General features: G+C 69.5%; 17 protein-coding genes. 6 read left to right on the plus strand and 11 right to left on the minus strand.

The features are described 5' to 3' along the window. Position 1: 1 nt before the first annotated feature. From DBV35_RS20320 to DBV35_RS20345, 6 genes are all read right to left on the minus strand, one after another. Positions 2 to 868, minus strand: a complete 867-nt coding sequence (locus tag DBV35_RS20320; RefSeq protein WP_108662212.1) for an ABC transporter permease — start codon at positions 866 to 868, stop codon at positions 2 to 4. Next, positions 868 to 1,938: an ABC transporter ATP-binding protein gene (locus tag DBV35_RS20325; protein WP_108662213.1), complete on the minus strand. Its 1,071-nt coding sequence runs from the start codon at positions 1,936 to 1,938 to the stop codon at positions 868 to 870. Before DBV35_RS20325 ends, DBV35_RS20320 begins: the two co-directional genes overlap by 1 nt. A 61-nt stretch (positions 1,939 to 1,999) precedes the next feature. Next, positions 2,000 to 3,073, minus strand: a complete 1,074-nt coding sequence (locus DBV35_RS20330; RefSeq protein ID WP_108662214.1) for an extracellular solute-binding protein — start codon at positions 3,071 to 3,073, stop codon at positions 2,000 to 2,002. A gap of 112 nt (positions 3,074 to 3,185) precedes the next feature. Then, a complete protein-coding gene (locus tag DBV35_RS20335; protein ID WP_108662215.1) occupies positions 3,186 to 4,451 on the minus strand; it encodes an NAD(P)/FAD-dependent oxidoreductase in 1,266 nt (421 codons plus the stop codon). After that, positions 4,451 to 5,938, minus strand: a complete 1,488-nt coding sequence (locus DBV35_RS20340) for an aldehyde dehydrogenase family protein (RefSeq protein ID WP_108662216.1) — start codon at positions 5,936 to 5,938, stop codon at positions 4,451 to 4,453. Before DBV35_RS20340 ends, DBV35_RS20335 begins: the two co-directional genes overlap by 1 nt. Then, positions 5,935 to 7,044 carry a mandelate racemase/muconate lactonizing enzyme family protein gene (locus DBV35_RS20345; protein WP_108662217.1) on the minus strand — a complete coding sequence of 370 codons (1,110 nt, stop codon included), beginning with the start codon at positions 7,042 to 7,044 and terminating at the stop codon, positions 5,935 to 5,937. Before DBV35_RS20345 ends, DBV35_RS20340 begins: the two co-directional genes overlap by 4 nt. A gap of 103 nt (positions 7,045 to 7,147) precedes the next feature. Here DBV35_RS20345 and pdxR point away from each other — a divergent pair, with 103 nt between their 5' ends. Continuing rightward, entirely contained in the window at positions 7,148 to 8,626 is a 1,479-nt protein-coding gene (gene pdxR / locus DBV35_RS20350; protein ID WP_157961876.1) for a MocR-like pyridoxine biosynthesis transcription factor PdxR, read from the plus strand. On the opposite strand, the gene DBV35_RS20355 is transcribed toward pdxR, so the two are convergent. Both DBV35_RS20355 and DBV35_RS20360 read right to left on the minus strand, forming a co-directional pair. Beyond that, positions 8,623 to 10,239 carry a GMC family oxidoreductase gene (locus DBV35_RS20355; protein WP_108662768.1) on the minus strand — a complete coding sequence of 539 codons (1,617 nt, stop codon included), beginning with the start codon at positions 10,237 to 10,239 and terminating at the stop codon, positions 8,623 to 8,625. The two genes, pdxR and DBV35_RS20355, sit on opposite strands and share 4 nt — an antisense overlap. Positions 10,240 to 10,415: 176 nt before the next feature. Then, the gene (locus tag DBV35_RS20360; protein ID WP_108662219.1) at positions 10,416 to 11,306 is read right to left on the minus strand and encodes a LysR family transcriptional regulator; all 891 of its coding nucleotides are present in this window, start codon (positions 11,304 to 11,306) and stop codon (positions 10,416 to 10,418) included. Positions 11,307 to 11,405: 99 nt separating this feature from the next. On the opposite strand from DBV35_RS20360, the gene DBV35_RS20365 reads away from it, so the two are divergent. The 4 genes from DBV35_RS20365 (at position 11,406) to DBV35_RS20380 (ending at position 14,221) form a co-directional block, all read left to right on the plus strand. After that, the gene (locus DBV35_RS20365) at positions 11,406 to 12,146 is read left to right on the plus strand and encodes an SDR family oxidoreductase (protein WP_108662220.1); all 741 of its coding nucleotides are present in this window, start codon (positions 11,406 to 11,408) and stop codon (positions 12,144 to 12,146) included. After that, positions 12,146 to 13,033 (plus strand): SDR family NAD(P)-dependent oxidoreductase, encoded by an 888-nt coding sequence (locus DBV35_RS20370; protein ID WP_108662221.1) that lies wholly within the window; start codon positions 12,146 to 12,148, stop codon positions 13,031 to 13,033. The genes DBV35_RS20365 and DBV35_RS20370 overlap by 1 nt, the downstream gene beginning before the upstream one ends. A gap of 15 nt (positions 13,034 to 13,048) precedes the next feature. Beyond that, positions 13,049 to 13,258, plus strand: coding sequence for a tautomerase family protein (locus DBV35_RS20375; RefSeq protein ID WP_108662222.1), 210 nt, complete (start codon positions 13,049 to 13,051; stop codon positions 13,256 to 13,258). Positions 13,259 to 13,450: 192 nt separating this feature from the next. Continuing rightward, a complete protein-coding gene (locus tag DBV35_RS20380) occupies positions 13,451 to 14,221 on the plus strand; it encodes a methyltransferase domain-containing protein (protein ID WP_157961877.1) in 771 nt (256 codons plus the stop codon). 19 nt (positions 14,222 to 14,240) lie between these two features. On the opposite strand, the gene bla is transcribed toward DBV35_RS20380, so the two are convergent. Further along, on the minus strand, positions 14,241 to 15,125 hold the full coding sequence (gene bla / locus DBV35_RS20385; protein WP_108662224.1) for a class A beta-lactamase: 885 nt from the start codon (positions 15,123 to 15,125) through the stop codon (positions 14,241 to 14,243). Between the two features lie 172 nt (positions 15,126 to 15,297). Between bla and DBV35_RS20390 the strand changes: the two genes are divergently transcribed. Further along, entirely contained in the window at positions 15,298 to 16,179 is an 882-nt protein-coding gene (locus DBV35_RS20390; protein ID WP_108662225.1) for a LysR family transcriptional regulator, read from the plus strand. Between the two features lie 28 nt (positions 16,180 to 16,207). Here DBV35_RS20390 and DBV35_RS20395 read toward each other — a convergent pair whose 3' ends face one another. Next, the gene (locus DBV35_RS20395) at positions 16,208 to 17,947 is read right to left on the minus strand and encodes a hydantoinase B/oxoprolinase family protein (protein ID WP_108662226.1); all 1,740 of its coding nucleotides are present in this window, start codon (positions 17,945 to 17,947) and stop codon (positions 16,208 to 16,210) included. Then, entirely contained in the window at positions 17,944 to 20,025 is a 2,082-nt protein-coding gene (locus tag DBV35_RS20400) for a hydantoinase/oxoprolinase family protein (protein ID WP_108662227.1), read from the minus strand. Before DBV35_RS20400 ends, DBV35_RS20395 begins: the two co-directional genes overlap by 4 nt. Between the last annotated feature and the right edge of the window lie 15 nt (positions 20,026 to 20,040).

A 20,040-nucleotide genomic window follows, 5' to 3' on the forward strand; every position in this document is an offset into this window, starting at 1 on the left:
TCTAATCCTTCGCCACGGTGGTCGCGAGGCTCTGGCCGGTGAAGAGAAGGCCGATCCAGACCACGAAGGACGTGAAGAGGAGGAGGAGGACGCCGAAGGTCGCCCCGGCCTCCCAATTGTAGCGCGTGATGAACTGGTTGTAGATCTGCTCGGTGAACCAGCTCGAATTCTTGCCGCCGAGAAGAACCGGGGTGAGGTAGGAGCCGGCGGTCAGCATGAAGGTGATGATCGAGCCCGCGACGATGCCCGGCATCGCGTAGGGGACGATGATGCGGCGGAAGACGGTGAGGCGCGAGCCGCCGAGATTGTAGCCGGCCTCCAGGAGCGCGTCGTCCATGCCCTGGAGGGTGGAGACGAGCGGGACGATCATGAACAGGATGACCGTGTAGACGAGGCCGATGATGACGGTGACGTCGTTATAGAGCATCTCGATCGGGGCGGAGATGATGCCGAGGCGCAGGAGCCCGGTGGAGATGACGCCGGTCTCGCGCAGGAGCACGATCCAGCCATAGGCGCGCACGAGGTCCGACACCCAGAGCGGGATGAGGCACATGAGGAACAGCGCCATGCGGCCCCGCTCCTTGGCGATCTTCGCGATATAGTAGGCGACCGGGAAGCCCGCGACGAGGGCGAGCGCGGTGACGAGGATCGAGATCCAGGCCGTGCGCATGAGCGTGTTGCGGTAGATCGGCTCGTTGACGAAGTTCGCGTAGTTCCCGAAGCCGAACTCGTACTGGTTGACCCCCACCTTCTCGCGCAGCGAGACGTAGCCGATGCCGAGCTGCGGCAGGATGATGAGGAGGCCGATCCAGAGGAAGAAGGGCGTGAAGAGGAGGATCAGCGACAGCCGTCCCGCGTCGCGCCCCATCAGGCGGCCCTCCGCGCGAAGACCCGCGCGCGCTCGACCGGCCAGGACACGGTGACCTTGTCGCCCTCGGTGAGCGCGTCGGCCTGTGCGGGGTCGGCGACCTCGATCAGCTGGCCGTTCTCGATGCGCACGAGGATGCGCGAGTTGGCGCCGTTGAAGAGGAGGCTGTCGACGGTGCCGGCGACGCTCGTGCCGGTCTCGCCGGCGCGGAAGGCGAGCGCCTCGGGGCGGAGGAACACCTCCACCTTGTCGCCCACCTTGCTCGCATCGGAGAGCCGGCCGACGATCTCGCCGCCCTTGTCGAGCGTGACGCGGGCGTCGCGCCCGTCGATCGCGGCGATGGTGCCGGGGAGGCAGTTCGCATCGCCGACGAAGCCGGCGACGAAGCCGGAGACCGGCGCGTCGTAGAGCTCCTTCGGGCTGCCGATCTGCTCGAACCGGCCGGCGTTCATCACGGCGACCTTGTCCGACATCACGAGCGCCTCGGACTGGTCGTGGGTGATGTAGAGGAAGGTCGTTTCGAACTGGTGCTGGAGGAGCTTCAGCTCGATCTTCATGTGCTCGCGCAGCTTGAGGTCCAGCGCGCCGAGCGGCTCGTCGAGGAGGAGGACGTCGGGCTCGAGCACCATGCACCGCGCGATCGCGATGCGCTGCTTCTGGCCGCCGGAGAGCTGGTCGATGCGCTTGTCGGCGGTGCCCGGCAGGCCGACGCGCTCGAGGATCCCGGCCACCTTGCCGCCGATCTCGCCGCGGCTGTCGCCCCGGCAGCGCAGGCCGTAGGCGATGTTCTCGCCGACGCTCATCATCGGGAAGAGGGCGAGGTGCTGGAACACCATCTTCACGTTGCGCTTGTTGGGCGGCACGCTGACGACGCTCTCGCCCTTGATCTTGATGTCACCCTCGGTCGGCGTCTCGAAGCCGGCGATCATGCGCATGAGGGTGGTCTTGCCGCAGCCGGATGGGCCGAGGATCGAGAAGAAGGAGCCCGACGGGATGTCGAGGGAGACATCGGTCACGGCGGGAAACAGGCCGAACCTCTTCGTGACGCCGGCACAACTCAGATCGTACATCGCGGCCCCTTCGTGGCGGTTGGGGGCGGCACGCGGGTGCGCGCCGCCCTGATCGTCATGGTCAGTTGCCGGTGGCGGCCTTGATGCGCTCCAGCGCAATGCCTTCCATGTCTTCGAGACCCGGAGGAATGTTCGCGAAGAATTTCAGGTTGTTGATGGCGGCCTCGTCGAACGCGGCGGCGACGGCGGCGCGCTTGTCGTCCGGCAGGAGGTCGATGGCGCCCGGAACGGCTGCGAGCGAGCCGGTCGAGGCGGACATGATCTTCACGTTCTCAGGACGGATCACGAAGTTGATCCACTTGTAGGCCGCATCGTCGGCCTGGCCGCCGCGCGGGATCGTGAAGGTGTCGATCCAGGCGAGGGCGCCCGTCTCCGGCGGCACGAACACGATGTCCGGGTTCTCGGAGTAGATCTTGAAGGCGGTGGAGTCCCAGGTCTCCGACAGGATGACTTCACCCGACAGCATGAGGGCCGAGAGATCGTCACCGCCGGTCCAGTAGGTCTTCACGATGTCCTTGCACGCGATGAGCTTGGCGGTCACCTCGTCCAGCATCTTCTGGTAGGCGTCCTTGTCGGCATAGAGCTCGAACGGGTTGTAGCCCATCGCGAAGCCCGTCCCGAGAAGGATCGTGCGGCGCAGGCGCATCGAGGTGCGGCCCTTATACTTCTCGTCGCACAGGTCGCCCCAGCTCTTGGCGTCCGGCGCTTCCTTCTTGTTGGCCATGATGCCCGAGGTGCCCCACTGATGCGGGACAGAATAGACCTCGCCGTCGATCGTGGTGTTGGCCTTCACGCCCTCGAGGAGGTTCGGGGCCATCTTGTCCGTGTCGATCTTCGAGAGGTCGAGCGGCTTGTAGATGTTGTACTCGACCTGGGCCGCGTACACGCGGTCGTGACTGGGCTGGGCGAGGTCGAACCCGGTGCCGCCGGTCGCGCGGAGCTTCGCGACCATTTCCTCGTTGTTGGAGAACGTCACCTCGACGTCGATGTCGGGGTATTCCTTCTCGAACTTCTGGACAAGCTCGTCTGGGGCGTAGCTTCCCCAGGTCAAAAGGCGAAGCGTCTCAGCGTTCGCGCTGCCGGCCATCAGCGCGATTGCCGTACCACCCAGGAGGGCGCGCAGTATCGACGTCATGTTCTTCTCCCGTGTTGGACGAATTTGTTGGTATCGCCGTCAACCTTGAAAATGGACCGCACGATAGTGCCACGCGAAAGGTCCATTTCGCGCGGTTTTGCATTCCGATCCATCACAGACCAAGCTTGTCGAGGACGCGGTAGGTCGTGACGGCGGCGGGCAGGAACCACGGGTCGCCCCGGTAGAGGGGACGCGTGGGGAATTCGGGGCGCATCAGCGCCGTTTCGCCGGCGGGGTCGCCGAGCACGCGCAGCCCCGCCTTCATGCCGAGATAGGAGGCCATTCCGACGCCCGAGCCGCAATAGCCCATGGCGTAGTGGATCCGTCCCTCGCGCCCGGTGTGGGCGAGCTCGTCGAAGGTGTAGGCGACGAAGCCCATCCAGGCGTGGGTGATGCGGGCCGCGCTGAGCTCGGGGAAGAGGGCGCACATCGCCTCGCGCAGGCGCGCTCCGCCGGCCTTCGCGCCCATCTCGCCCGCGCTCGTGCGCCCGCCGAAGAGGATCGAGCGGCCGTCCGGCGAGACGCGATAATAGTAGACGACGTGGCGGCTGTCGGAGGCGATGCGGCCGGTCGGGAAAAGTCGCTTCACGAGCGCGGGGTCGAGCGGCTCGGTCGCGATGATGTAGCTGCCGATCGGGATGACGCGGCGGCGATGCCAGGGCGCGACCGGGCCGGTATAGGCGTTGGTGGCGAGGACGACGTCGCGGGTGACGATCGAGCCGCGCGGTGTCGTGATCGTGACCGCGCCGCTGCTCTCGGCGATGGCGGTCGCCGGCGTCTCAGGCAACACGACCGCACCCGCCTCGCGCGCCTTGGTGAGGAGGCCGGCATGATAGTGGCCGGGGTCGAGCGCGGCGTGGCGGTGGAAGACGGCGCCGCCATGATAGGCGTCGGTGCCGAGCTCCTCGCGCTGGCGCTCGCGCGGGACGAGGGTGATATTCTCCCCGTCGGCGATACGGGCGAGCTCGGCATAGGCGCGCGGGCTCGCGGCGGCGTGGAAGCGGCCGCAATTGCGGAAGTCGCACGCGATCCCCTCGGTGCGCACGAAATCCTCCACGAAGGCGCGGGAGGCGACGCCCTCGGCGAGGATGGCGCGCGCCGTCTCCGCCCCGTGGCGCTTCGTCAGGGTCGGGAGCTTCGGCTTGATGGAGGTGGAGATCTGGCCGCCATTGCGTGTCGAGCAGCCCTCGCCGGGGACGCCCTTTTCGAGGATGACGACGCTGCGACCGCCACGCGCGATCTGGATGGCGGCGTGGAGGCCGGTATAGCCGGAGCCGATCACCACAGCGTCCGCCTGGCGCGGCAGGGGCTGCGGCTCGATGGTGGCGGGCGGGGTGTGGTCCCACCAATAGGGCGTGGTTTTCGGCTCCAAGGGCATCAACCGATCTTCGCCGCGACGCTCTTGACGCGCAAATAATTGTGCACGGCGGCGAGCCCCTTCTCGCGGCCGAAGCCGGACTGGCGGTTGCCGCCGAACGGCACTTCGATGCCGCCGGCGAAATATTCGTTGATGTAGACCTGGCCGGCGTCGACGTCGCGCGCGAGGCGGTGCGCGGCGGCGAAGTCGCGTGTGTAGATCCCGGCAACGAGGGCGTAGTCGGTGCCGTTCGCGAGGCGCGCCGCGTCCTCGACATCCTCGGCGATCTGCACGGCGAGGACGGGGCCGAAGATCTCGTCCTGGACGACGAGGTCGTCGAGGGCGACGTCGTCGAAGATCGTCGGCTCGAAGAACCAGCCGGCGCCCGTCTCCGGGTCGACCGCCGCCGCGCCGCCGATCACCGGGGAGAGGCCGCGCGCCTTGGCGGCGGCGACCTTGGCCGCGACGCGCTGGAGGTGCGGCTCGGAGTTCAGCGGGCCGAGCGTGGATCGGCGCAGCCCATGCCCGATCTTCAGCGCCTTCACGCGGGCGATGACCTTGTCGAGGAGCGCGTCGTGCGCCGCGCGCTCGACGATGAGGCGCGAGCCCGCCGAGCACACCTGCCCGGCATTCTCGTAGATCGCGCCGATAACCCCGTCCGCCGCCGCGTCGAGGTCGGCGTCCTTCAGGACGATGAGCGGCGACTTGCCGCCGAGTTCGAGGATCACGCTCGCGACGTTGCGGGAGGCGGCCTGCATCACGCCCTGGCCGGTCGGGACGGAGCCGGTGAAGGTGATGTGGCGCACGCGCGGATGGGCGACGAGCGGGGCGCCCGCGGCCGGGCCGGTGCCGGTGACGACGTTGCACACGCCCTCAGGCAGACCCGCGCGATGGAGGAGGTCGCCGAGCATCAGCATGGTGAGCGGCGTCGTCTCGGCGGGCTTGGCGACGACGGTGCAGCCCGCGGCGAGCGCGGGCGCGATCCCGCGCGCAGCGGTCGAGATCGGGAAGTTCCACGGAATGATGTGCGCGGTGACGCCCACCGGCTCGGGGTGGGAGTAGCCGAGATAGGCGTCGCCGATCGGAAAGGTGTCGCCCTCGATCTTATCGGCGGCGCCGGCATAATATTCGAACGCCCGCGCCGCGCCGGCGACGTCGCCCTCCGCCTCCTGCAGCGGCTTGCCGCTGTCGAGGCTTTCGACGAACGCGAAGCGCGCCGCCTCTTCGCGCAGGAGCGCGGCGGCGCGCATCAGGATCGCGCCGCGCGCGCCGGCCTTGGTGCGGCCCCATCCATCCTGCGCGCCGTCGGCGCTCATGACGGCGCGGTCGACGTCTTCCTCGTTGCCGGCGGCGAACTCGTGGAAGGGCTTGCCGAGGCCGGGGTCGAACGTCTCCATCCGCGCGTTCGCGGTGGGGGCGGCCCACGCGCCGGCGATGAAATGGTCGGCCGGCAGCGCCGGCAGCGCGCCGGTGGCGAGATAGTCGCGGATCGCGGCGTCGGTGCTCATGCCTCTACCTCGCTGACGGCGTATCGGGACTTCGCGAGCCACTCCGGGGCGATCTCGACGCCCCAGCCGGGCGCGTCCGTCACCCGCGCGTGACCGTCCTCGATCACGTAGGGGTCGTTCACGTAGAGGCCGTACTGCCAGGGATAGTAGTCTTCTTCTTCGATCGAGAATTCCAGATATTTGCCGGCATTCGGGATCGCGCGCAGGAGATGCATGGTGAAAAGCGTCACCAGCGAGAGGTTGGCGCTGTGCGGGGTGACCGGCAGGCCGTGCTCCGCCGCCATCCTCGCGATGCGCATCGTGCGGCCGATGCCGCCGGCATAGAGGACGTCGGGCTGCGCAATGTCGACGGCTTTCAGCTCGAACATCCGCTTCCAGGTCGGGATCCAGCAATCCTGCTCGCCGCCCGTCACGTCGATGTCGAGCGCGGCGGAGACCTCGGCCGTCTGCTCCAGCTCCCAATAGGGGCAGGGCTCCTCGTAGTGGGTGATGCCGTGGTCTTCCAGCATCCGCCCATAGTGGATCGCGGCGGGGGGAGCGTAGCAGGAGTTGGCGTCGGCGAGGAGGGTGATGCCCTCGCTCCGGAAGGCGCCGCCGATCGCGGCGATGATCGCCTCCGTGCGGCCCTCCCACTCGTCGACACCGCGCCCGCACTCCGCGCCGATGCGGAATTTCAGCGCGTCGAACCCCTTCTCGCCGATGAGTTTCTTGAACCGCTCGACCTCGGCCTCGGGGGTGATGTCGCGCTTCATCGAGGACGCGTAGGCCCGCAGCGGACCCGGCGAGCCGCCGAGGAGCGTCGCGACGGGCACGCCCGCTACCTTGCCGCGCAGGTCCCAGAGCGCCGTCTCCACTCCGCCCATGGCGCGGCAGATATAGGAGCCGGGGAATTTGTGCTCTTTCTCGGCCGCGCGGTCGAAGAGATCGTCCTGATCCTCGATCTCGACGCCGAGCACCCAGGGCGCGATCTGACGGTGCAGCACATTTGCCGTGATGTCGGAATGGTAGGTCGAGACCTGGCCCCATCCGACGGCCCCGGTCGCGTCCGTCACGCGCACAAACCCGATGTCCGGGGTCGTGAAGGTTTCGATGCGTGTCAGTCGCATGACAATCTCACCTGATGCCTTTCTGTTAATTTCGCTTGCCAATCGGTCTGCCGATAAGGTCCACTTCGCAGAACGTGGCGGACCAATTGAGACACGGTGATCGGTGACCAAGTATGCCGGCGGTGCGTTGATCCCGACGCTGAGGGTTGAGCGGAACGACGCGGCCAACCTATCGATGCAGCTCGCGACGCATCTGCGCGAGCTGATCCTGTCGGGCGACCTGCCGCCGGGAACCCGGCTGCCGGCGAGCCGCGTGCTCGCGTGCGAGCAGGGCGTCTCGCGCACGACGGCCGTCGCGGCCTACGAGCAGCTCACCTCGGAGGGGCTCCTCGTCAGCCGCGTCGGGGCGGGGACCTATATCAGCGACGAGGTGCGCACCCAGCCCGCGCGGCCGCGCCCGTGCGAGGCGAATGCGCGCCTGCCGCGCCTTGCCCATTTCAGCCGCGAGATCTCGGAGCAATTCTTCCCGCGCCTCGCGCACCCGTCTGCGCCGCGTCCGTTCGTGACCGGGATGCCCGCCTTCGACGCGTTCCCGATGGCGCAATGGTCGCGCCTCTCGGCCAAATATTGGCGCGGCACGCGGGCCTCCATCATGTCCTATCCGGACGCGACGGGATTGCCGGCGCTGCGCATGGCGATCTGCCGTCATCTGCGCGCCAATCGCGGCCTCGTGTGCCAGCCGGAGGAGGTCTTCGTCTTCGCCGGGGCGCAGGACGCGTTCGTGCAGATCGCGCAGATCCTGCTCGATCCCGGCGACCGGGTGTGGATGGAGAATCCCGGCGCGATCGGGGCGCGCAACGCCTTCCTGTCGCGCGGGGCCGAGCTCGTGCCGGTGCCGGTCGACGCGGAGGGGATCGACGTCGCCGCCGGGCGGCGCGTCTGCCCCGACATGCGCATGGCCTTCGTCACCCCCGCCCACCAGCACCCGATGGGCACGACGATGAGCCGGGACCGCCGGTTCGAGCTTCTCGCCGCCGCGGAGGACATCGGCGCGTGGATCCTCGAGGACGACTATGTCGGCGAGTTCCACTATGGCCGCTCGCCGCTGCCGCCGCTGAAGGCGCTCGATGGGTCGGGCCGCGTCGTCTATATCGGCACTTTCTCCAAGGCCCTCTTTCCCGCGATCCGGCTCGGCTATGCGGTGGTCCCGGCCGCGCTCGTCGACATCTTCGAGCGCACGCTCGGCGCGGCGGCGCACGGTGTCTCGCACGCGATGCAGTCGATCGTGGCCGACTTCATCGCCGAGGGGCACTTCTCGGCCCACCTGCGGCGGATGCGCGACCTCTACAAGGAGCGCCGCGACGCGCTCCTCGCCGCCGCCGCGCGCCATCTCGACGGGCGGCTCGACGTCCGGCCGACCGACACCGGCTTCCACACGGTGGGCCTCCTGCCGCCCGATGCGGACGAGCGGCGCGTCGAGGACGCGGTGCTGGGGGCGGGCCTCGCGACGGCGCCGCTCTCGCGCTTCGCCCTCCAGCCGATCGGCGTGAAGGGGCTGACGCTCGGCTTCAGCGCAGTCGCGTCGCACGAGATCGAGCGCGGCGTCGAGCGGCTCGGCCGGATCCTGCGCGCCGCGTCCTAAAGGTCCGCGCGGATCAGGTCGGACGCCTTCTCGCCGATCATCAGCGAGGGGGCGTTGAGATTGCCGGCGGTGATCGCGGGCATGATCGAGGCGTCGGCGACGCGCAGGCCCTCCGCGCCGTGGAGCTTGAGGGTCGGGTCCACCACCGCGCCGTCCGACGGGTCCGGCCCCATGCGGCAGGTGCCGGAGGGGTGGAAGACCGAGGTCGTCCGCTCGCGGATATAGTGGATGAGGCCGTCACGGTCGGTGACGTCCGGCCCCGGCGCGAGCTCGCGCAGGATGGCCGAGGCGAGCGGCGGCTCGGCCGCGATCGCCCGCATCAGGGCAACCGAGTCGAGAAGCTCCTCGAGGTCTTCCGGCGCCGAGAAATAATGCGGGTGGATCTCCGGCGGGGCGGTCGGGTCGACCGAGCGGATGTGGAGCCAGCCCCGGCTCTTCGGGTGGCAGTTCGAGATGCCGAGCATGAAGCCTGGGAAGGAATCGGGCGCGGTGAGGCGGCGCTTGCCCGGCACCGCGCGCGTGTAGGACAGCGGCGAGAAATAGAGCTGGAGGTTCGGCCGCGCCCGCCCCGCGTCGCCGCGCACGAAGCCGCCGGCCTGGTTGACGCTGAGCGAAAGCGGACCGCCGCGCGTCAGGAGATAGTGGAGTCCCGCCCGCCCGCGCGCGAGGAGGGGGCCGAGCGTCGCGTTCAGCGTCGGCACCTTCGATTCGTAGACGAGATCGAAGCCGACATGGTCCATGAGATTGCGGCCGACCGCCGGGGCGTTGACCGTCGTCGCGATGCCGAGCGGGCCGAGCCGCTCCGGGTCGCCGACGCCGGAGAGCTGGAGGATCTGCGGCGAGCCGATGGCCCCGGCCGACAGGACCACCTCCCGCCGCGCCATCAGGCGGTGCGTCGTGCCGTCCTTCAGATATTCGACGCCGACCGCGCGCCGTCCCTCGAAGAGGACCCTCATCACGGTGGCGTGCGTCACGAGGCGGAGATTCGGCCGCTTCAGCGCCGGGTGGAGATAGCCCGTTGCCGCCGAGCAGCGCAGCCCGCCCCGCGTGGTGATCTGATAGAAACCGACGCCCTCCTGGTCGGCGCCGTTGAAGTCCGGATTGCGGAGGAAGCCGGCCTTCTCGGCCGCCGCGACGAAGGCGTGGGAGAGGGGATGCGCGTCGTCGGCGACGTCCCGCACGGTGATCGGGCCGCTGTCGCCGCGCCAGGTGTCGCCGCCCGGAAGGTTCGTCTCGAGCTTGCGGAAATAGGGGAGGAGGTCGCGATAGGACCAGCCCGGATTGCCGGCCGCGGCCCACCCGTCATAGTCGGCCGCCTGGCCGCGAATATAGACCATCGCGTTGATCGACGAGGATCCGCCGACGACCTTGCCGCGCGGCCAGTAGGCCTTGCGCCCGCCGAGGCCCTCGTCCGGCTCGGTATAGTACCGCCAGTTCAGCGTCGGATGGTAGAACGCGCCGCCATAGCCGATCGGCATCCGGACCCAGACGCTGCGGTCCGATCCGCCCGCCTCGAGGACGGTGACCGACAGGTCCGGCCGTTCGGAGAGGCGGGCCGCGACGACGCAGCCGGCCGAGCCCGCCCCGACGACGACGACATCGCAATGGTCGATCGCATCCGTCCGCACGGCCCCTCCGCCCTCGCTCACCGCGCCCGCGTCAGCGCAGCCTGCGCCCAAATCCGTTCGGCCGAAAGGCGGAATGGATCGCCGGGCGGGGCTAGCTAGGGACGGAGCGCCCCCGGTGTCGCGGGCCATTGCCCGATGTCGGGGATGCCAATTCTGGCGGGTCAGGCGGGGGCGGCGAAGAGGCCGGCCACCCAGTCGAGGAACACATCGAGCCGGCGCGACATCTGGCGGTTGCCGGCATAGATCGCGTTGAGTGGCATCGGCTCGGGGAGCGTGTCCGGCAGCACCTCGACGAGGGTGCCGGCTTCAAGCGCCGCCGTGAAGCGGTAGCGCGGCGCCTGGATGAGGCCGAGCCCGTTCGCCGCGAGTGCGGCGGCGGTGTCGGAATTGTCGGTCGTCACGCGCGCCGGGATGCGTCGGATCTCGACCCGCCCGTCGCGCCGGAATTCGAGCGGCATCACCTCTCCCGTGCGCGAGGAGACGAAGCCGACCATCTGGTGGCCGCCGAGATCGTCGATATCGCGCGGCGTGCCGTGGGCGGCGAGGTAGGCGGGGCTCGCGCAGGTGATTTCCGGCAGGAGGCCGAGGCGGCGCATCTTGAGGCTGCTGTCCTCCGGATCGCCGACGCGCAGCGCGCAATCGACCCCCTCGCGCAGCAGATCCACGAAGCGGTCGGACTGGCCGAACGCGATGGTGAGGTCCGGGTAGCGGGTGAGGAAGTCCGCGACGCGGGGGACGAGGAAGGTCCGCGTGAGCTGGCCCGAGGCGTCGATCCTCAGATGTCCGCGCGGGGCGCCGGTGCGGAAGCGCCCATAGGCCTCCTCCAACTCGGCGAGGATGGCGCGGGCGCGGTGGTAGAAATCTTCCCCCTCCGCGGTCGGCGAGACGTGGCGCGTGGTGCGCGCGAGGAGGCGCGTGCCGGTCTCCTCCTCGAGGAGCTTCACCGCCTCGCTCGCGGTGGAGCGCGCGACGCCGAGGGCGCGCGCTGCGTGGGCGAAGCTCCCGCTTTCCACGATGCGGGCGAAGAGTTCCATGCGGTCGATGCGGTCCATGGGAATTGTTCGCCATAGGCGAATTCTGATGTCAATTCGTGGCGCATTGTTTGTTCGGCGCGATCCCTCAAATCTCCCGCAACAGCAGAGGAGGTCGTCATGACCAATGAAGGGATGAGGGTCGCGATCGTCACCGGCGCCTCGCGCGGGATCGGCGCGGAGATCGCCCGATCGCTCGCGGCGGACGGGGTGAAGGTGGTGGTCAACTATGCGCGGAGCGCCGAAGAGGCCGCGTCCGTCGTCGCCGGGATCGAGGCGGCCGGCGGCAAGGCTGTTGCCGCAAAGGCCGATCTCTCCGACCCCGGCGCGCCGAAGGCGCTGTTCGACGCGGCCGAGGCGGCGTTCGGCGCCGTCACGATCCTCGTCAACAATGCCGGGATCATGACGCTCAGCAAGGTCGCCGACACCGACGACGCGACCTTCGCGCGGCAGCTCGACGTGAACCTCACAGGCCCGTTCCGCATGATGCGGGAGGCGGCGGCGCGGCTCGCGGACGGCGGGCGGATCGTCAACTTCTCATCGAGCGTCGTCGGCCTCAACCAGCCGACCTACGCGGCCTATGCCGCGACGAAGGCGGCCATCGAGGCGATGACGCGCATCCTCGCCAAGGAGCTCGGGCCGCGTGCAATCAGCGTCAACGCGGTGGCGCCGGGGCCGGTCGGGACGGAATTGTTCCTGTCGGGCAAGAGCGAGGCGCTGGTCGCGCAGATCGCCGGGATGAACCCGTTCGGCCGTCTCGGGACGCCGGAGGACATCGCGCGGGTCGTCCGCTTCCTCGCGGGGCCGGACAGCGGCTGGATCAACGGCCAGATCATCCGCGCCAATGGCGGGGTGGTGTGATGGCGCGCATCCTCATCACCGGCGCGTCGAGCGGGTTCGGCGCGATGGCGGCCGAAGCCCTCGCCCGCGACGGGCACCACGTCTTCGCGACGATGCGCGATCCCGCGGCCCATGGCGGCGCGCCCGCCGCGCGGATCGAGGCGCTGGCGGCCGAGGGACTCGCGATAGAGACGCTGGCGCTCGACGTGACCGACGCGGCGTCGGTCGATGCGGCGGTCGCCGCCATGGTCGACCGCACCGGCGGGATCGACGTCCTCGTCCACAATGCCGGCCACATGGTGTTCGGCCCGGCCGAGGCGTTCAGCGCCGAGGAGCTCGCCCACCTCTACGACGTCAACGTGCTCGGCACGCAGCGCGTCAACCGGGCTGCCCTCCCGCACATGCGGGCGGCGGGGGACGGGCTCGTCCTCTGGGTCGGGTCGAGCTCGACGCGGGGCGGCACGCCACCCTTCCTCGCCCCTTATTTTGCGGCGAAGGCGGCCATGGACGCGATGGCCCAGAGCTACGCGCTGGAGCTCGCGCGCTTCGGGATCGAGACGAGCATCGTGGTCCCCGGCGCCTTCACCAAGGGCACCCAGCATTTCGCCCATGCCGGACAGCCGGCCGATGCGGCGCGGGCGGCGGCGTGGTGGGAGGGGCCCTATCAGGGCGTCGACCAGCGCGCGCTCGAGGGGCTCGCCGCGCTGGAGCCGGCGGACGCGGACCCGGCGTCGGTGGCGCGCGAGATCGTGCGGATCGTGGCGCTGCCCAAGGGACGGCGCCCCTTCCGCAGCCACATCGACCCGTCCGAGGACGGTGCGGCGATCGTCAACGGTGTCGCCGACCGCGTGCGCGCCCAGCTCATGGAGCGCATCGGCCTCGCCGACCTCCTCCACCCCCAAGCCTGAGAAAGGACCCGAACGATGCCCTTCGTGAACATCAAGACGCCCGAGGCCGCGCTCAGCGCCGCGCAGAAGGCCGATATCAGCCACCGCGTCACGGACATGCTGGTCGAGTATTTCTCCGAGGCGGCCCGGCCGCACACGATGGTCCTGATCGAGGAGGTCAAGGACGGCGGCTACACCCGCGCCGACGAGGTGTTCATCCTGCCCGAGGCGTACCGGGCGAAATGACGACCGGCCCCCGTGCGCGGCGCGCGCGGGGGCGGTCCGCTCGCCGCCCGTGAGGACATTGCGGCCGGAATCATAGGTTTCGATGCTATGCTGTCACTCCGAAGCACCGGAGTTGGACAGATGACGCAAGCCGAGAGAATCCAAACCGTTGTCAGCTTCTATGACACCCACCCGATCAACGAGTGGGAGATAATGGAGAAACTGCGGCAGGACGGGTTCGACCCCGACAACGTCACCGAGAACGAGCTGCAGACCTACGATCAGGACCACTATGGCGGTCTCGCCGCCAACGATGCGCTCGCGGCCGCCGCCGGGATCGACGCCGGCACCCGCGTGCTCGACGTGTGCTGCGGCATGGGCGGCCCGGCGCGCTATCTCGCGCACAATATCGGCTGCCGCGTGACCGGGATCGACCTGACGGAGAGCCGCATCGTCGGTGCCCGTCGGCTGACGGAGATGGCCGGGCTCTCCGACCGGGTGGACTACGAGGTCGCGAACGCGCTCGACCTGCCCTTCGATGACGCGACGTTCGACGTTCTCGTGAGCCAGGAGGCCTTCTGCCACGTGCCGGACAAGCCGCGCCTCGTGTCCGAGTGCGTGCGCGTCCTGAAACCGGGCGGCCGCCTCGCCTTCACCGACGTCCTCACCACGGAACACACCCGCGAGGCGGCGCTGAAGCGGCTCCAGGCGGAGATCACCTTCCAGGAGCTGAGCACCGAGGCGGCCTATCGCGCGCTCCTTGAGGGGGAGGGATGCACCGTCACCTTCGTCGACCTCGCGGAGCCGTGGGCGAACATTCTCGCGAACCGCCTCGCCATGTATCGAGGGCTCAAGGAACAGACGGTCGCCCGCTATGGCGAGGCCCATTTCGACCGCTGGGACAGCGCCTACAACTTCTTCGTCAGCCTCTACCGGACGGGCGAGATGGGGGGCGGACGGTTCGTCGCCCGCAAGCCCCTCTAGTCCCGTCCGGGACGATGCCTCAGCGCGCGGCGATCACGTCCACGACCGCCTTGCCGATCTGCGCGACCGCTGCGTTGCGGGCGGCGAAGTCGGCCGGGCTGTCGGAGAGGTAGATCGCCACGAAATAGGGGTCGCGGCCCGGCGGCGTCACCATCGCGACGAGGTTGCGCGTGTGGTCACGCCCCGCGCCGGACTTGTCGGCGACGGCCCAGTCGTCGGGCGTGCTGGCACGGAGGAGCTTGCCGGTGACGCCGCCCTCGCTCATCCACGCGTCGAGCTGGGCGCGCGAGGCCGGGCTCAGCGCGTCGCCGCGCAGCATCGCCTCCCAGATGAACAGCATCGCCTCCGGGCTCGTCGTGTCGCGCAGGTCACCGGGCTCGAAGAGGTTGAGCTCCGGCTCCAGCCGGTCGAGCCGCGTCACCGGATCGCCGAGGGCGCGCGCGAACGCCGTGACCGCCCCGGTCCCGCCGAGCCGCTCGACGAGGATGTTGGCGGCCGGATTGTCGCTCATGTCGAGCGTCGCGAAGCACAATTCGCCGATGCTCATCGTCCCGCCGACATGCTTCTCGGTCACCGGCGCATGGGCGATCATCGCCGCCTTCCGCACCGCAAGCGGCTCCGACAAGGAGAGGTCGCCCGCGTCGACACGGGCGAGGACCGCGCCGCACAGGACGGACTTGAAGGTGCTCGCCATCAGGAAGCGCTCGTCGGAACGGTGTCCCCATTCCCAATCCGTCGCGCTGTCGCGGACGAGGACGCCGACCCGCGCGTCGAGGCCGCTCTCGATCCGGGCGATGGTGTCGGCGAGGCGCGTCTCGGGGTCGGCCGAGAAGGCGGGGGCGGGCAGGAGGACGCACAGCGCCAGCCCCGCTGCGCGCGGCAGCGTGAAGAGGTCACGTCGCATACTGGAAGATCCTTGTTGCGGACCGGTTCTCGCCACGCCTCAGCGCGCGAGGGACGCCCGGTCTCGAAGGCACTCGACATGAGTTGAACTCACGTCATTTCGGTACCAAACCCCCATTGTGGCGCACAGCCGAGAAATCATAAGACCCGCCATTAGCTGAGGTAATGCGTGAATGGATCGACCCGACATCCCGCTGAATGCGCTGCGCGTGTTCGAGGTCGCCGTGCGGCAGGGCAGTTTCACCCGCGCCGCGGTGGAGCTGCGGGTGACGCAGGCGGCCGTGAGCCACCAGATCGCGCGGCTCGAGGATCTCCTCGGCACGACGCTCTTCTTGCGCACCTCGGCCGGGCTCGTCCTCACCGACGAGGGGCAGGCGCTGTTCCCGGTGCTGGAGCATGGGTTCGACGCGATGGCGCGCGCGCTCGACCGGATCGGCGGTGGCCATCATGTAGAGGTGCTGAAGGTGGGCGTGGTGACGACCTTCGCCCTCGGCTGGCTCATCCCCCGCCTGGCCGCCTTCCGCGAGGCCCATCCTGAGATCGAGCTCCGCCTCTCGACCCACAACAACCGCGTCGAGATCGGCCGAGAGGGGCTCGACATGGCGATCCGCTTCGGCGGCGGGCGCTGGCCCGGCATCGAGGCGATGGCGCTGGTGGAGGCGCCGATGTCGCCGCTCTCGGCGCCCTCGATCGCGGCGTCGCTGCGCCATCCGGACGACCTCGCCCAGCACGTGCTTCTTCGGAGCTATCGCGCCGACGAGTGGCCGAGATGGTTCGAGGAGGTGGGTGCGGTCTGCCCGCCTCTGACGGGGCCGGTGTTCGATTCCTCCCTTGCGCTCGCCGAGATGGCGGCGCGGGGCGAGAGTGTCGCGCTCCTCCCCGTCGCGATGATGGGGCGGCAGATCGAGGAGGGGCGGCTCGTCCAGCCCTTCGGCCGAATGGTCTCGACCGGCCGCTACTATCTCACCCACCCGGCCGAGCGGGCGGTGACGCCCGCGATGAGAGGCTTTGCAGAGTGGCTCCGCGCTGAGATGGCGGCGGAAGCGGAGGGGTAGGCGGGGCCGGCGTGCCCCGCCCGAGGGGTCAGGCGCGCAGGCGCTTCGTCTCTTCGAGGTCGACCTCGCCCTCGTCCGAGACGGCGGTCTTGTAGACGGTGCGGGCGATGTCGGCGGAGACGAGCCCGTCCCGCACGTCGGAGGCGACGAGGGCGGGGTCGCGCGTCGCCGGGTCGCCGAACCCGCCGCCGCCCGGCATCAGCAGCATCAGCCGGTCGCCGTCGGGGATGATGTGGAAGCCCTTCGGCCGCATCGCCTTGCCGGACTTCCACTTCACGACGCCCGCCGCGCCCGACTGCCCGCCATCGCGCCCGCGCGGGGCGAAGGTGATGCGGTCGAAGATGTTGTTGCTCGCGAACTCCAGGTCGTCCTTGCCGGCGATCTCCATGACCTGGCCGAGCCCGCCCCGCGAGCGGCCGGCCCCGCCCGAATCCGGGCGGATCTCCTTCTTCCAGATGATCAGCGGCGAGACATTCTCGATCGCCTCCACCGGGACCGTGCGCACGCCCGAAGGGAAGGCGGTGCCGGAGAGGCCGTCGAGCGTCGGGCGCGCGCCGGTGCCGCCGGAGTGGAAGGTGATGATCTCGAAATCGGGGAGCACCTTGCGGTTCGACGCCCCCTGGCCGGAGACGGCGGAGCCGCCGCGCATCGGCGTGTTCCAGAGCGTCGACGAGCTTTCCGCGATCACCCGGTCCGGCACCATCTGGTGGAGGCAGCCCATCATCAGGTCGGGCAGGAGCTGGCCGGTCGCGTTGCGCGCGGACACAGGATAGGGGTGCGGGGCGTTGAGGATGCACCCCTCCGGCAGCTTCGTGCGGAAGGGAGCGAGCGAGGCCCAGTTGTTCGGCACGTGCGGTGCGATGACGACCTTGAGGCCGAAGCCCGAATAGGCCTTCGTGTACGCCGCCGGGACGTTGACGCCGTAGCGCGAGAGGCCGGACGTGCCGGTATAGTCGACCTCGATCCCGTCATCGAGGACGGTGAGCGCCGCGCACAAGGTGAGCTGGAACTCGTACCCGTCCGAGCCGAGTTCGGCAGCGTAGGTCCCGCGCGGGAGCTTCGCGATCTCGGCCATCGTCGCGCGGTGGCTGCTGTCGAAGATGAACTCGGCGAGGGGGCCGAGCTCGGTGAGCGCGAACTCGTCCATCATTTCGGAGAGACGCCGGCAGGCCGCCTCGTTGCAGGCGGCGAGCGAATACATGTCGCCTTCGAGCTCCACCGGCAGGCGGGTGCCGGCGCGGATGATGTCGAAGAAGGTCTCGTTCGCCTTGCCCTGGTCGAAGCATTTGACGATCGGGATATACATCCCCTCCTCGTAGACCGACCGGCCCTCCGGCCCCATGCCGAGGCCGCCGATGTCGATCACGTGCGCGGTGTTGGCGATGAGGCCGATCATCTTGCCCTGGTGGAAGGCCGGGGTGACCATCGTGAAGTCGTGGAGGTGCCCCGTCCCGAGCCAGGGGTCGTTCGTGATGTAGTGGTCGCCCTCCCGCATGGTCTCGGCGGGGAACTTCTTGAGGAAGTGGCCGACGCTCTCGGCCATCGAGTTGACGTGGCCGGGCGTGCCGGTGACGGCCTGGACCATCATCCGGCCCTTCATGTCGAAGATGCCGGCCGAGAGATCGCCCGCCTCGCGCACCGATGTCGAGAACGCGGTCCGGATCATGATCTGGGCCTGCTCCTCGACCACCGCGATGAGCCGGTTCCACATGATCTGGCGTTGAATGGTTTCAAGAGCGCTGGCCTGGCTGGTGGCTGGCGGGGTCATGATGCGGCGCTCCAGGAGATGTGAATGTAGCCGTTGCCGTCGATGGCGGCGGTCCAGCCGCTGCCGACGAGGGTCGACGTCTCGTCCTCGGTGATGATGGCGGGCCCCGCCACGCTCGTTCCGGCCGAAAGGCCCGCGCGGGGCACGATCGCCCAGTCGGACACCGCGCCGGTGGTCGGATCGCGGACGGGCCGGGACGCGACCGGGCCGGATACGCCGTTCGCCGCGCCGTTTCGGGTCGCGCTCGCGGCGGACGGCGCGGTGGTGACGGTCACTTCGTAGCTCAGCACCTCGATGTCGGCGCCGGGGACCACGCGATTGTAGAGGCGCGAATATTCGCACTCATAGTCGGCGCGGATGGCGGTGATGTCGGCGGCGTCGAGGTCGCGCACGGGGAGTTCCACCGCGATCTCGTGGCCCTGTCCGACATAGCGCATGAACGCGGTCCGCGTGGCGCGCGTCGCCGCCCCGAACGAGCCGCGCGCGACGATGTCGTCCGCCTCCCCGGTCATCTCGGCGAACATGCGGTTGATCGCGGTGAGCTCCACGGAGCCGAGCCGCTGATAGAGGCTGCGCACGACGGTGTAGGCGACGGGGGCGCGCAGGAACCCGATCGCGCTGCCGACGCCCGCCCCCGACGGGATGATCACGTGGCCGATGCCGAGCTTCTCGCCGATGCGCGTCGCATGGACGGGGCCGCCGCCGCCGAACGCGATGAGGGTGCGCCCGTCGAAGGACTTGCCCGACTCGATGGTGTGGACGCGCGCGGCGTTCGCCATGTTCTCGTCGACCATCTCGACGACGCCGAGCGCCGCCATGCCGACATCGAAGCCGAGCGGGGTGCCGACATCCGCAAGGAGCGCGGCCTCACCGGCGGACGGGTCGAGCGGCAGCGTGCCGCCTGCGAAGGCGGCGGGGTCGTAGCGGCCGAGCGCGAGGTTGGCGTCGGTCACCGTCGGGTGCGTGCCGCCGCGCCCGTAGCAGCTGGGGCCGGGGTCCGCGCCCGCGCTTTCCGGGCCGATGGTGATGAGCCCCAGCGCGTCGACCTTCGCGAGCGAGCCACCGCCAGCGCCGATCTCCACCATCTCGATGACGGGGATGCGCAGCGGGATGCCGGAGCCCTTGCGGAAGCGGCCGACGCGGGCGACCTCGCAGGCGCGCGCGGTTTGCGGGCGGAAATCGTCGATCAGGCAGATCTTGGCGGTGGTGCCGCCCATGTCGAACGAGACGACGTTCGGCAATTCGCAGTGGCGCGCCACCTCCGCCGCGAAGATCGCACCGCCCGCCGGGCCGCTCTCGACGATGCGGATCGGGAAGCGTCGCGCCGTCTCGACCGTCGTCAGGCCGCCGCCGGAGAGCATCATGAAGATCGGCGCGGTCAGCCCCATCTCGCGAAGCTGCGCTTCGAGGAGGGTGAGATAGCGCTGGATGAGGGGCTGGACGTAGGCGTTCGCGACGGCGGTGGAGAAACGCTCCCACTCGCGCATCTCGGGCGAGACCTCCGAAGCGAGCGAGATCGGCACGTCCGGCAGCGCGGCGGCGAGGATGTCGCGCGTGCGCTTCTCGTGGTCCGGATTGACGAAGCCGTGCATGTAGCCGACGGCGATCGACTCGACCTTCTCCTTGCGCAGGAGCGGGATGGTGTCCGTCACCGCGCGCTCGTCGAGCGGGAGGCGCACCTTGCCCTCATTGTCGACCCGCTCTGGGATCGGGAGGCGCAGATGCCGGGGCACGAGCGGCTCCGGCAGCACGATGTTGAGGTCGTACTGGTCGTAGCGGCTCTCGTTGCGCAGCGCGAGGACGTCGCGGTGGCCCTCGGTGGTGAGAAGCGCGGTCCGCGCCCCCTTGCGCTCGATCACGGCGTTCGTCGCGAGCGTGGTGCCGTGGATGAGGATGTCGACGTCGCCGGCCGCGATCCCGGCCGTCTCCAGGATCTGCGCGACGCCCGCCGTCACGCCGTCCTGCGGCGCGCTCGGCGTCGTCAGGACCTTGGTCGTGTAGAACCCCGTGCCCGTTTCCAGCGCGAGATCCGTGAAGGTGCCTCCGATATCGACCGCGAGGCGCGTGGTGTTGCTCAATTTGGTCTCTCTCAG

The organism is Acuticoccus kandeliae, assembly GCF_003073115.1.

What these genes read in the sequence shown, in the direction of transcription:
- DBV35_RS20360 (WP_108662219.1), bottom strand. Translation starts at nt 11,306, where the DNA reads ATGGACCGCATCGACCGCATGGAACTCTTCGCCCGCATCGTGGAAAGC.
- DBV35_RS20390 (WP_108662225.1), top strand. Translation starts at nt 15,298, where the DNA reads ATGGATCGACCCGACATCCCGCTGAATGCGCTGCGCGTGTTCGAGGTC.
- DBV35_RS20340 (WP_108662216.1), bottom strand. Translation starts at nt 5,938, where the DNA reads ATGAGCACCGACGCCGCGATCCGCGACTATCTCGCCACCGGCGCGCTG.
- bla (WP_108662224.1), bottom strand. Translation starts at nt 15,125, where the DNA reads ATGCGACGTGACCTCTTCACGCTGCCGCGCGCAGCGGGGCTGGCGCTG.
- DBV35_RS20335 (WP_108662215.1), bottom strand. Translation starts at nt 4,451, where the DNA reads ATGCCCTTGGAGCCGAAAACCACGCCCTATTGGTGGGACCACACCCCG.
- DBV35_RS20325 (WP_108662213.1), bottom strand. Translation starts at nt 1,938, where the DNA reads ATGTACGATCTGAGTTGTGCCGGCGTCACGAAGAGGTTCGGCCTGTTT.
- DBV35_RS20375 (WP_108662222.1), top strand. Translation starts at nt 13,049, where the DNA reads ATGCCCTTCGTGAACATCAAGACGCCCGAGGCCGCGCTCAGCGCCGCG.
- DBV35_RS20370 (WP_108662221.1), top strand. Translation starts at nt 12,146, where the DNA reads ATGGCGCGCATCCTCATCACCGGCGCGTCGAGCGGGTTCGGCGCGATG.
- DBV35_RS20365 (WP_108662220.1), top strand. Translation starts at nt 11,406, where the DNA reads ATGACCAATGAAGGGATGAGGGTCGCGATCGTCACCGGCGCCTCGCGC.
- DBV35_RS20380 (WP_157961877.1), top strand. Translation starts at nt 13,451, where the DNA reads ATGGAGAAACTGCGGCAGGACGGGTTCGACCCCGACAACGTCACCGAG.
- DBV35_RS20320 (WP_108662212.1), bottom strand. Translation starts at nt 868, where the DNA reads ATGGGGCGCGACGCGGGACGGCTGTCGCTGATCCTCCTCTTCACGCCC.
- DBV35_RS20345 (WP_108662217.1), bottom strand. Translation starts at nt 7,044, where the DNA reads ATGCGACTGACACGCATCGAAACCTTCACGACCCCGGACATCGGGTTT.
- DBV35_RS20330 (WP_108662214.1), bottom strand. Translation starts at nt 3,073, where the DNA reads ATGACGTCGATACTGCGCGCCCTCCTGGGTGGTACGGCAATCGCGCTG.
- DBV35_RS20395 (WP_108662226.1), bottom strand. Translation starts at nt 17,947, where the DNA reads ATGACCCCGCCAGCCACCAGCCAGGCCAGCGCTCTTGAAACCATTCAA.